Below are 10,998 nucleotides of genomic sequence, written 5' to 3'. Positions count from 1 at the left end.
GCTCGAGCTCGTCGACCATGGTTCCGGTGATCATGGCGCCGGTGGCGCCCAGCGGGTGGCCCATCGCGATGGCGCCACCGTTGACGTTGAGCTTCTCGTCGGGGATGTTCAGGTCCTTCTGGAACTTGAGCACCACCGAGGCGAAGGCCTCGTTCAGTTCGAACAGGTCGATGTCATCGACTGTCAGGCCGGCACGGTCCAGCACCTTACGGGTGGCCGGGGTCGGGCCGGTCAGCATGATGACGGGATCGGCGCCGCTGGTGGCGGTCGCCACGATGCGGGCCCGCGGGGTCAGCCCCTGCGACTTGCCCGCCGCCTCGCTGCCGACGAGCACCAGTGCGGCACCGTCGACGATGCCGGAGCTGTTGCCGCCGGTGTGGACGTGGTTGATCTTCTCGACGTAGTGATACTTCTGCAGCGCCACGTCGTCGAAGCCGCCCATCGCGCCGACGCCGTCGAACGCGGTCTTGAGCTTGCCGAGGCTTTCAACCGTCGAGCCGGGCCGCATGTGCTCGTCGTGGTCGAGGATGACCAGACCGTTCTGATCCTTCACCGGCACGACCGACTTGGCGAAGTAGCCGCCCGACCACGCCGCGGCGGCCTTCTCCTGCGAGCGCGCCGCGTCCGCGTCGACGGCCTCGCGGGAGAAGCCCTCGATGGTGGCGATCAGGTCGGCGCCGATGCCCTGCGGTACGAAACCGATGCGGTAGTTGGTCTCGGGGTCGGACGCCCAGGCTCCGCCGTCGGAGCCCATCGGCACGCGGCTCATCGACTCGACGCCGCCGGCCAGCACCAGGTCGTCCCAGCCCGAGCGCACCTTCTGCGCGGCGACGTTGACGGCCTCCAGGCCGGAGGCGCAGAAGCGGTTCAGCTGGAACCCACCGGTGGTCTCCGGCAGCTTGGCCACCAGCCCTGCGGTGCGGGCGATGTCGCCGCCCTGGTCACCGACCGGGGAGACGACGCCGAGAATGAGGTCGCTGATCAGGTTCTCGTCGAGGTCGGGGTGCCGAGTACGCAGCTCGTCGATGAGGCCGACGACCAGGTTGACGGGCTTTACCTCGTTCAGCGACCCGTTGCGCTGCTTACCGCGCGGCGTGCGGATCGCCTCGTATATGAACGCTTCTTCGGACATATCCGTCCTCTCCATTGCAGGTCAGGTTGATGTGGGGGCCCGCCCGGCATGGCGGCACTCCTCTGATCGACCAGACTAACAGGGGCCTCAATCAACCTGTTGGTAGGGACTGCCGCACACGCACTGGCGCCGGGCGGACGACTGGCCCAGAGTGGAACCGTGAAAAGCGCAAAGTCGGGAATCGTCAAGCCCACACCGACCGATCTCATGGAGGACACCTGCTCGGGTCTGGACTACGGCACCCGGCCCGATCGAATGATCGGCGACATCACGCCCATCGACCGGTTCTTCGTTCGCAGCCACGCTCCCACGCCGCTGATAGACGCGGCGACGTGGGAGCTTCACGTCGACGGCGATGGCCTAGAGCAGCGGCTGACCTACACCTACGACGACCTGTGCACAGGTTTTCCGTTGGTCTCGATGGTCCGCACCGTCGAATGCGCCGGGAACCGTCGCGTCCTTCTCGGCGCGGAGCTCGGGGTGGCATTCGAGGGCACGCAGTGGGGGCGCGGAGCGATCAGCACCGCGGAGTGGACCGGAGTCCGCCTCCGTGACCTACTCGCACCGGCCGGAATCACCTCGGGTGCATGCGAAGTGATGCCGGAATCCCTCGATGCGATCCGTGCGCGCAGGCCGCTGCCGCTGTCCAAGGCGAATGCCGACGACACCATCGTCGCGTTCGCCATGAACGGCGAACCGCTGCCGCCCGATCACGGGTTTCCAGCCCGCATGCTGGTCTCGGGGTGGCTCGGTGCGGCGAGCATCAAGTGGCTCGGCCGGATCGAGGTGTCCGAGCACGCGTTTCACGTGCCGTGGACCACCGAGGACTACGTGCTCATCGGCCCCGATCAACCCACCGACGGGACCACCCACAATCGGGTAATCACCGCGCTACCGCTTTCGAGCCTGATCGAACTGCCGTGGCCGGCGCGATTGCAACCGAATCGACAGCTGATTCGCGGGAGGGCGTTCGCCGGCGAGAACCGCGTCACGGAGGTTCAGTACCGCATCGACGACGGACCGTGGCACACGGCGGAAATCACATCCCCGTCATCGCCAGGTATCTGGGCTCGCTGGCAGTTCGAGTGGGACCCCGAACCAGGCGACCACCTGCTGCGGGTTCGCGCGATCGACGATCGGGGAAGCGTGCAGCCGGACTCCACGCCATGGAATGAACTGGGCTATATGCACCAATCGGTGCTGGCTCACCCGGTGCACGTAGAAGACGGACGGTGTTGATGGTGCCCGTCGAACACGAACACGAACCCGACTACCGCTTCACCCTCGCCAACGAACGCACCTTCCTTGCCTGGATCCGCACCGCTCTCGCGCTCATGGCGGGCGGTGTCGCGCTGGTGCAACTGGTGCCGAAGTTCGGGATCACCGGGGTGCGGCACGCACTCAGCGTGTTTCTCGTCATCTCAGGCGGTCTGCTCGCCGCGCTGGCGGTTCGACGCTGGCAACAGGTCCAGACCGCGATGCGACGCGACGCCGCCCTCCCGTCCAGCAGGTTGCCGGTGTTCTTCGGCGCCGCCCTGGTGGCCATGACGATCGCCTTGCTGATTCTGCTCTTCGTCGCCCCACCCGTCGGCCAGTGACACCGCCGACCGACAAGCCAGGACTGCACGCTGAACGCACCCAATTAGCTTGGGAAAGAACGGCTGTCGGCTTCCTTGCCGTCGGAGCGGTCGCGCTCTTGCGTCACGAGGGGCCACTGGCCGAGGGCCGGACTGTCATCGTGCTCGCGTCGCTGCTGATCGCGCTGGCGGTGTTCGGGGTCGGACGCACGCGTGCCCGCCACATGGGCGACAGCCCGCAGACGGCGATTCGACTGATCGGTGCGGCCACGATCTGCCTGGCGATCATCCTGGTGGTGATGCTGCTGTCGTACGATTGATCACGGATGGACGGCGGGAGACAACACCCGGTGCACGTGGCTCAGGCCGAGCGCGACTCGTCCATCGCCATCAGCGTCGGGTAGTCCACGTAGCCGACCGAGCCCGGCGCATAGAACGTCGCGACGTCCGGCTCGTTGAGTTCGGCTCCGAGAATCAACCGATCGATCAAATCGGGATTGGCGAGGAAGGCACGGCCTACGGCGGCCGCGCTGATCGCACCCCAGTCGGCGAAGCTCTCCAACTGGCAGAAGTCGTTCTCCAATTCGCGACCGGTGTTGAGCACGAAGGTGCCCGACCAGATTGCTCTGATGGCGCCGAACGCCGCCACGGTCGGGTCGATCAGGACGTGGAGATAGGCGATCCCCAGCGGGGCGATCCGGTCGAGAAGCGCCTCGTAGACGCCGACGGTGTCCACCTCGCGCATGTCCCCCGCGGTGTTCCCCGGGGAGACGCGCAGTGCCACGCGGCCCGCGCCGATCTCGGCGACGACCGCCTCCACGATCTCGGCGGTGAGCCTGGCGCGGTTGACGGGCGAACCGCCGTAGCCGTCCGAGCGCTGGTTGACCACGTCGGACTGGAACTGATGCAGCAGGTATCCGTTGGCGGCGTGGATCTCGACCCCGTCCATTCCGGCGTCCACCGCGCGCCTGGCGGCGATCCGAAACTGTTCGACGATCCCCGGCAGCTCGTCGGCTTCCAGCGCCCGCGGCACCGGCAACGGCTTCTTGCCCGACGGCGTGTGCGCGAGCATCTCGGCAGCTACCGCGGACGGGGCGACCGATTCAGCTCCGCTGATATCCGGGTGTGCCATCCGGCCCACATGCCACAGCTGCATGAACATCGCACCACCGGCGTCGTGCACCGCGGCGGCGATCTCGGCCCACCTGTCCTGGTGGCGATCGGTATAGACACCCGGTGTGTTCACATACGCGCCGTTGGCCGCGTGCGACACCGCGGTCGCCTCGGTGATGATGATGCCCGCGGCGGCGCGCTGCGCGTAGTACTGCGCCGCGAGGTCGGACGGCGTGCCGTCGGCATGGGCCCGCGACCTGGTCAGCGGCGCCATGAACATCCGGTTCCTCGCCAGCGTGTCACCGATCTGAACCGGCTTCAACAGGGCCGCGTCGTCGTCCAATTTGAAGGTCACGCCGCAGTCAGCGCCTACGGTCCGAGGTTCATTCCCACCGGGTCATTAGGCTCGACTGCCATGACGGACTCCGATGTCGCCGGCCGACCGGCTCCGGTCGCCCGGCTCAAGCCGTATGCCATCACGGTGTTCGCCGAGATGTCGGCGCTGGCGGCCCGCGTCGGCGCGGTGAACCTCGGGCAGGGCTTTCCCGACGAGGACGGCCCACCGGCGATGCTCAAGACGGCGGAGAACGCCATCGCGGACGGCGTCAATCAGTACCCACCCGGTCCCGGTATCGCTCCGCTGCGTCAGGCCATCGCGGCTCAACGCAAGCGCCACTACGGCGTCGACTACAACCCCGACACCGAGGTATTGGTCACCGTTGGCGCCACGGAGGCCATCGCGGCATCGGTCATCGGCCTGGTGGAGCCGGGGTCCGAGATCCTGCTGATCGAGCCGTTCTACGACTCCTACTCCCCCGTCATCGCGATGGCGGGCTGCCACCGCGTGGCGGTACCGCTCGTCCCCGACGGACGCGGCTTCGCCATCGACGTCGACGCGCTCCGCGCCGCCGTCACGCCCCGCACCCGCGCGCTGATCGTGAACTCGCCCCACAATCCGACGGGCATGGTCGCCACGGACGCGGAGCTCTCGGCGATCGCCCGACTCGCCGTGGAGCACGACCTGCTGGTGATCACCGACGAAGTGTACGAACAGCTCGTCTTCGATGGGCACGAGCATCTCCCGCTGGCCGGCTATCCGGGCATGGCCGAGCGGACCATCACCATCTCCAGTGCGGCCAAGATGTTCAACGTCACGGGGTGGAAGATCGGCTGGGCCTGCGGTCCTGCTGATCTCATCGCCGGAGTTCGCGCGGCGAAGCAGTTTCTGACCTACGTGGGTGGCGCGCCGTTCCAGCCCGCCGTCGCCGAAGCACTCGACAACGAGGACGCCTGGACGACCGCATTGCGGGAGTCGTTCCAGGCCAAGCGGAATCGTCTGTCGGGCGCACTAACCGACATCGGCTTCGACGTTCTGGACAGCTTCGGCACCTACTTCCTGTGCGCCGACCCTCGCCCACTGGGTTACGCCGACAGCACGACGTTCTGTGCCGATCTGCCCGAGCGGGCAGGCGTCGCGGCGATTCCGATGTCAGCGTTCTGCGATCCCGATTCCGCGCACATCGGCGACTGGAATCACTTGGTGCGCTTCGCATTCTGCAAGCGTGATGACACCATGGAAGAAGCCATCAAACGGCTTCAGGTGCTCAAGGAATAGTCACACTTCGATCGGCGGGTGCAGCCGTTCCATGGTGTATTGCCGATTGCGTCTGGCGGCCCACGAGCTCACTGCCAGCGACGCCGCACAGGACGGCTATCGCCACCCACAGCCTCGATTCGATGCCGCCGACCGTCAGCTCGCGTAAACCGTTGACGGCGTAGGTCATCGGGTCGAACGGATGGATGATCTGGAACGGTTTCGCGGTGGTCTCCACCGGATAGATGCCCCCGCCGAACCGACGTGGGCCGTCCGACGTCAGATCGAGGCCGCCACCTCCCAAAGACGTTCCGGGTCAGCGGGGTCCGATCGCAGTTGACTGAGGACCAGGTCGGTGGCGCCCGCGTCGCGGTAACGCTGCAACTGCTTGCGCACGGCCTCGGCCGGACCGACCGCCGCGATGTCGGCGGCCCGGTCGGCGCCTTCGCGCGCGATCACCTTCGCGTACGACGGGATGGTCTCGTAGAACTTCAGTTCATCCACCGCAAGGTTCCTGGCGGCGTCGAGGTCGCCGGACACCACCACCGGAACCGCGGCGATGATCTTCGGCGCGGGCCGCCCCGCCGCGGTCGCGGCCTCCGCGATGGTGGGCACGATGAAGTCCTCGATGGTGCGTGGACCGGCGAGGTAGGGCAGCGTGCCATCGGCCAGCGCCCCGGTCACCCGTAATGCCTTGGGCCCCATGGCCGCGACGTACGTCGGTATCGGGGTGCCGCCCGGCAGCGAGACCGGCCATTCGGGGGCCGCGGTGAACTCGGTCCCGTGGTAGTCGACCGCGCCGGTGTCGAAGATCGTGCGCAGGATCTCGAGGTGCTCCCTCAGCCGACCCACCGGATTCGGCCACGCCGTCCCGAACGCCTGCTGTTCGGGCGCGTGCGCGCCGAGGCCAAGGCCGAGGCTGAAGTTCCCGTGCGCCGCCGCCTGCGCGGTCTGCGCGAGGCCGGCCACGATCAGCGGGTGGCGCGGGTTGATGGGCACCACGAACGTGCCGACGCCGAGTCCGGGCACGGCGGCGCCGACGAGACCGGCGAGCGAGATCGCGTCGTAGTCGAACCGCTGCGCCAGCCAGATCTGACGGACGCCGACGTCGAAGGCACGGCGGGCCTGTTCGACGACGTCGTCGACGAGGTTGGTGGCAGTCGGACTGGGATTGAGCACTACTCCGGTGGGCATCTTCATCACAACCGACCGTCGCGACGAGCGCATTCCGTTCGAATCGCCGTGCGCAGAACCGTCAACCGTGATTGCGCGTCACCACGCACCGCAACCGCTCCATCGCCGCGTCGAGCACGATCCTCTTGGCCCGCCTGGCCAGGAACTCCGGGATCGGCGCGGCGACGTCGATGCAGAGATCGAATCTGACCCTCGTCTGGTCGCCCAACCTGGTGAGGATGAACTCACCGTGCTGACCACGCTGCTGGAACGTGTCCTCGGCGTCCCACACCACCCAGTCCGGGCCCCAGTGGTACTCGAGGACCTCCCTGTCGGTGGCACCCATCAGCTTCAGGGTCGCCTTGACGTGGTGCGGGCGGCCGTCCGGGTACCGGTCGAGCACCTCGACGCGCTGATGCACCGTCGACCACGACGGCACTTCCTCCATGTCGGCGAGAGCGTCGAGGATCGCCTCGGGCGAGGCGTCGAACATCATCTCCCGCGACGCTCTCATAGCCATGGAGCAAATGTAATTAAGACCGCCTGCTGGCGCAACACTTTGGTCAGCTAACTCTTTCTACCAGCCGACGTCACCCAGTGGCGTGGTGCCGGCGGGTGGAGCGCCGACCGGTCCCGCCGGGGTACGCGAGAACCGCGGAGCGGGCGCGGCCTGATCGACGCCGTCCCTCGTCACGATCGTCGACCGCGCCGCGAGATGGTCATTGGTGGAGGCTTCGGTCCAGGTCAGCACGGGTGTCACGCACGCGTCGGTGCCCGCGAACACCGCGGACCACTCGTCGCGGGTCCGGCTCGCGAAGCGCTCGCTGAAGATCGCCCTCATCTCGTCGTAGCGACCGAGGTCGAACTGGTTGGGTACCTCGTCCGGTGTCAGGCCGAGGCCGGCGAGCAGTTCCGCGAAGAACTGAGGCTCGATCGATCCGACCGCCATGTGCTTGCCGTCGGAGCACTCGTAGGTGCGGTAGAACGGTGCCCCGCCGTCTAGCAGGAACGATTCCCGCTGATCCTTCAGCGAACCCGTCGCCTTCATGGTCCACATCATCTGCGCCAGGACACTGACGCCGTCGACCATCGCCGCGTCGATCACCTGCCCTTGGCCGGACCGCTCCCGCTCGTAGAGCGCGGCGACGATGCCGACCAGTACGAACATGGATCCGCCGCCGAAGTCGGCAACCAGGTTCAGTGGCGCCACCGGCGGCCGGTCGCGGTAGCCGATGGCGCTGAGAGCGCCGGTCTGCGAGAGGTAGTTGATGTCGTGGCCCGCGGTCTTCGCCGACGGGCCGTCCTGGCCCCACCCGGTGATGCGCGCGAAGATCAGCCTCGGGTTGACGGCTGCGCAGTCCTCGGGCCCGATGCCGAGGCGCTCACAGGTGCCGGGACGGAAGCAGTCCAACAACACGTCGGCCTTGGCCGCCAAGTCCAGGAGCAGCCTGGGCTCGTTCTTGACGTCGAGGTCGACGATTCTCTTGCCGCGGTGCAGCAGGTCGACGTCCTCGGCAGGCATGGTCAGCGGTCTCTTTACCCCGTCGCTTCGCTCGCCCGGATCCGGCCTGCGCACCCGCACCACGTCGGCACCCAGATCGGCGAGCATCATCGCCGCGTGCGGTCCGGGTCCGATACCACCCAGTTCGATCACTCTCACCCCGGCCAGGGGTCCCGCCGTCAACCCTTCTTGACCTTGAGAACCTGGTGGCGCAAGCCGTCCGTGGCCGTCTCCATCCCGCCCTTCATGGTGCGCTTGAGCAGGAATCCGGGTAGCGGAACCGAGAGGTCGATGGCCATGTCGAACGTGACCTTGGTGTTGTCACCGTCAGGTGTGAAGGTGTAGCTCGCGTCCTGCGCCTTGAGCTGACCCGCCGACACCAGCGTCCAACTCACCTTCGAGTCCGTCCACGTGTATTCGATGACCTGTTCATCGGTCAGGCCCGCAGCCTTGACCGTCATCTTGACCTGCTTCGGCCTTCCGTCGGGGAAGGTGTCGAGGATCTCGGCGCGCTGATACTGGGGAGACCACGAGGGCGTCGCCTCGACGTCCGCGATGACGTCGATGATCTCCTCGGGCGTCGCTTCGATGACCACTTCCCGTGAATCCTTGACCGCCATCCCGCGACAGTAACCAGCGGGCGGCGCGCGTCGAGCGCTTTCCGTGCCGAAACCTGCGCCGTTGACCTCGGGGTGGAAACATCGCTTGCGTGACCACCGAGATAGCGCAGACCATCGCCCATCCGGCAGCGGGTGCCCGCCCGAACCGACGCGATGAGGCTGCGCTCGCGCCCCACGTCATCGTCCTGTTCGGCGCGACCGGCGACCTGGCCAAGCGCAAGCTACTGCCGGGCATGGCCTACCTCATCCAGTCCTCCCTGGCACCCAAGATCCGGGTGGTCGGGACGTCGCTGGAACAGCTCACCGACGACGAGTTCCGGAAGCTGACGAAGGAGTCCGTCGACGCGTTCGGCACGCACAAGCCCACCAAGGAGCAGTGGGACCACTTCGCGAGCCGAATCTCCTACGTACCGCAGGGCGCGGGCCCCGAGGCGCTGGCCGCGGCCGTGGCGGCCGCTGAGAGCGAGATGGGGCCGGAAACCCGTCGGCTGCACTACCTTTCGGTTCCGCCGAAGGCCGCGCGGGCCGTCATCACGATGTTGAAGGACGCGCACCTGGTCGACCGCTCACGGGTGGTGATGGAGAAGCCGTTCGGCACCGACCTGGCCAGCGCCGTCGAACTCAACGACTTCGTGCACGAGACGTTCCGCGAACGGCAGATCTTCCGGATCGACCACTTCCTCGGCAAGGAGGCCGCACAGAACATCCTGGCGTTCCGGTTCGCCAACGGTCTGTTCGAGCCGATCTGGAACCGCAACTTCATCGACCACATCCAGATCGACATTCCGGAGACACTCGGCCTGGACCAGCGGGCGAACTTCTACGAGAGCACCGGCGCGTACAAGGACATGGTGGTCACCCACCTCCTGCAAGTGATGGCCTTCGTGGTGATGGAACCGCCCACTGCGCTGGAACCCCGCGCCATCAGCGAAGAGAAGAACAAGGTCTTCCGTTCGATGCTCCCGATTCACTGCAACGAGGTGGTCCGCGGCCAGTACGCCGGATACCGCACCGAGGTGGGCGTCGCACGCGACTCCGACACCGAGACCTTCATCGCGCTGAAGGTCGGCATCGACAACTGGCGGTGGGCGGGCGTGCCCATCTACCTCCGCACCGGCAAGAAGATGGCCGATGGCATGCGCATCATCTCGATCGCCTTCAGGGAGGCGCCGCGCACCATGTTCCCGGCCGGCTCGGGCGTCGGCTCCCAAGGTCCGGATCACCTCACGTTCGACCTTGCCGACGCGTCCAAGGTGTCGCTGTCGTTCTACGGCAAACGACCCGGCCCCGGCATGAAGCTCGACAAGATGTCCATGCAGTTCTCCACCCAGGAGACCGAGCAGCTCGGCGACGTGCTCGAGGCGTACGAGCGTCTGATCCTCGACGCGATGCGTGGTGACCACACACTGTTCACCACCGCGGAGGGCATCGAATCGCTGTGGGAGCGTTCGGCACAACTGTTGGAGGACCCGCCGCCGGTGAAGTCCTACCAGCCGGGCACCTGGGGCCCCAACGCCATCCATCAACTCGTCGCGCCGAACGCCTGGCGACTGCCCTTCGAAAGGGCTTGGCGCGAAAAGAAGTAGGCTCCATCACCATGAGCGATGCGGTGAACCCCACCATCCCTCCCAGCGGGGCAGGTTGCGTCGAATGCGACGCGGCAGGCGGGTGGTGGTTTCATCTGCGCCGCTGCACGGCGTGCGGGCACATCGGCTGCTGCGACGACTCACTGGCGCGCCACGCCGCGGCGCACTGGCGCGAAACGGGCCATCCGATCATCCGCTCGTTCGAGCCGGGCGAGGACTGGTTCTGGAACTACGACTCAAGCCAGTACTACGACGGCCCGGAACTCGCTCCGCCGGAGTGCCATCCGGTCGACCAGACGGTCCCCGGGCCCGCGGAACGCTTGCCGGGCGACTGGATGGCCCAGCTCCAGCGTCGTGGCGACTGACCCGCGGTGGTGAAGGCGGGAGGCGACAGCGCCCTCACCGTCGTCGTCGCGTTCGTCGCGAACCTCACAGTGGCACTGGCGAAGACCTTCGCCGCCGTATTGTCCGGTTCGGCGTCGATGAGCGCGGAAGCCGCGCACTCGTGGGCGGACACCGGCAACGAGGTGTTCCTCCTCGTCGCCAATCGGCGCAGCAGCCGCGACGCGGACGAGCGCAGACCGCTCGGGTACGGGCGGGAGGCCTACGTCTGGTCGCTGCTCGCCGCGGTGGGTCTGTTCGTCATCGGTGCCGCGGTCTCGATCTGGCGGGGCGTCACCGAGCTGCTGCAAGGCGCCGAGG

General features: G+C 67.1%; 13 protein-coding genes and 1 pseudogene. 7 read left to right on the top strand and 7 right to left on the bottom strand.

The window, feature by feature from the left end; all coding sequences use genetic code 11:
* The coding region (locus QOI01_RS17995; protein ID WP_526383273.1) for an acetyl-CoA C-acetyltransferase at positions 1–1,132 on the bottom strand (1,132 nt) is incomplete at its 3' end.
* A 159-nt stretch (positions 1,133–1,291) separates the two neighbouring features.
* Between QOI01_RS17995 and QOI01_RS17990 the strand changes: the two genes are divergently transcribed.
* The 3 genes from QOI01_RS17990 to QOI01_RS17980 are packed head-to-tail and all read left to right on the top strand — an operon-like array spanning position 1,292 to position 3,029.
* Positions 1,292–2,371, top strand: a complete 1,080-nt coding sequence (locus tag QOI01_RS17990) for a sulfite oxidase (RefSeq protein ID WP_526383271.1) — start codon at positions 1,292–1,294, stop codon at positions 2,369–2,371.
* A gap of 2 nt (positions 2,372–2,373) precedes the next feature.
* The gene (locus QOI01_RS17985; protein ID WP_526383269.1) at positions 2,374–2,730 is read left to right on the top strand and encodes a DUF202 domain-containing protein; all 357 of its coding nucleotides are present in this window, start codon (positions 2,374–2,376) and stop codon (positions 2,728–2,730) included.
* Positions 2,727–3,029, top strand: coding sequence for a DUF202 domain-containing protein (locus tag QOI01_RS17980; protein WP_526383267.1), 303 nt, complete (start codon positions 2,727–2,729; stop codon positions 3,027–3,029). The genes QOI01_RS17985 and QOI01_RS17980 overlap by 4 nt, the downstream gene beginning before the upstream one ends.
* 41 nt (positions 3,030–3,070) lie before the next feature.
* On the opposite strand, the gene QOI01_RS17975 is transcribed toward QOI01_RS17980, so the two are convergent.
* The gene (locus QOI01_RS17975) at positions 3,071–4,177 is read right to left on the bottom strand and encodes an alkene reductase (protein WP_526383265.1); all 1,107 of its coding nucleotides are present in this window, start codon (positions 4,175–4,177) and stop codon (positions 3,071–3,073) included.
* 60 nt (positions 4,178–4,237) lie between these two features.
* Between QOI01_RS17975 and QOI01_RS17970 the strand changes: the two genes are divergently transcribed.
* On the top strand, positions 4,238–5,437 hold the full coding sequence (locus tag QOI01_RS17970) for a pyridoxal phosphate-dependent aminotransferase (protein ID WP_526383263.1): 1,200 nt from the start codon (positions 4,238–4,240) through the stop codon (positions 5,435–5,437).
* Here QOI01_RS17970 and QOI01_RS17965 read toward each other — a convergent pair.
* The 5 genes and pseudogenes from QOI01_RS17965 to QOI01_RS17945 form a co-directional block, all read right to left on the bottom strand.
* Positions 5,438–5,669 (bottom strand): annotated as a pseudogene (locus tag QOI01_RS17965) (hypothetical protein); the annotation flags it as partial.
* 26 nt (positions 5,670–5,695) lie between these two features.
* Positions 5,696–6,610, bottom strand: coding sequence for an LLM class F420-dependent oxidoreductase (locus QOI01_RS17960; protein ID WP_526383275.1), 915 nt, complete (start codon positions 6,608–6,610; stop codon positions 5,696–5,698).
* 61 nt (positions 6,611–6,671) lie between these two features.
* The gene (locus QOI01_RS17955) at positions 6,672–7,109 is read right to left on the bottom strand and encodes an SRPBCC family protein (RefSeq protein WP_526383261.1); all 438 of its coding nucleotides are present in this window, start codon (positions 7,107–7,109) and stop codon (positions 6,672–6,674) included.
* A 57-nt stretch (positions 7,110–7,166) separates the two neighbouring features.
* The gene (locus QOI01_RS17950) at positions 7,167–8,273 is read right to left on the bottom strand and encodes a CaiB/BaiF CoA transferase family protein (RefSeq protein WP_526383259.1); all 1,107 of its coding nucleotides are present in this window, start codon (positions 8,271–8,273) and stop codon (positions 7,167–7,169) included.
* Positions 8,270–8,710 (bottom strand): SRPBCC family protein, encoded by a 441-nt coding sequence (locus QOI01_RS17945; protein WP_526383257.1) that lies wholly within the window; start codon positions 8,708–8,710, stop codon positions 8,270–8,272. The genes QOI01_RS17950 and QOI01_RS17945 overlap by 4 nt, the downstream gene beginning before the upstream one ends.
* A gap of 89 nt (positions 8,711–8,799) precedes the next feature.
* On the opposite strand from QOI01_RS17945, the gene zwf reads away from it, so the two are divergent.
* The 3 genes from zwf to QOI01_RS17930 form a co-directional block, all read left to right on the top strand.
* Positions 8,800–10,296, top strand: a complete 1,497-nt coding sequence (gene zwf / locus QOI01_RS17940; RefSeq protein ID WP_526383255.1) for a glucose-6-phosphate dehydrogenase — start codon at positions 8,800–8,802, stop codon at positions 10,294–10,296.
* Positions 10,297–10,307: 11 nt separating this feature from the next.
* On the top strand, positions 10,308–10,661 hold the full coding sequence (locus QOI01_RS17935; RefSeq protein WP_526383253.1) for a UBP-type zinc finger domain-containing protein: 354 nt from the start codon (positions 10,308–10,310) through the stop codon (positions 10,659–10,661).
* 6 nt (positions 10,662–10,667) lie between these two features.
* A partial coding sequence (locus QOI01_RS17930; protein ID WP_526383251.1) for a cation diffusion facilitator family transporter occupies positions 10,668–10,998 on the top strand: 331 nt, incomplete at its 3' end.

The sequence above is a fragment of the Mycobacterium sp. genome, from assembly GCF_032162605.1.
Classification (GTDB): Bacteria; Actinomycetota; Actinomycetes; order Mycobacteriales; family Mycobacteriaceae; genus Mycobacterium.
The sequence above is the reverse complement of the archived record's forward strand: the minus strand, read 5'-3'. Positions and strand labels throughout refer to the sequence as shown.

Bases quoted from the DNA above. Each gene is read 5' to 3' on its own strand.
- QOI01_RS17970 (WP_526383263.1), top strand. From the start codon at position 4,238: ATGACGGACTCCGATGTCGCCGGCCGACCGGCTCCGGTCGCCCGGCTC.
- QOI01_RS17960 (WP_526383275.1), bottom strand. From the start codon at position 6,610: ATGCCCACCGGAGTAGTGCTCAATCCCAGTCCGACTGCCACCAACCTC.
- QOI01_RS17955 (WP_526383261.1), bottom strand. From the start codon at position 7,109: ATGGCTATGAGAGCGTCGCGGGAGATGATGTTCGACGCCTCGCCCGAG.
- QOI01_RS17945 (WP_526383257.1), bottom strand. From the start codon at position 8,710: ATGGCGGTCAAGGATTCACGGGAAGTGGTCATCGAAGCGACGCCCGAG.
- QOI01_RS17935 (WP_526383253.1), top strand. From the start codon at position 10,308: ATGAGCGATGCGGTGAACCCCACCATCCCTCCCAGCGGGGCAGGTTGC.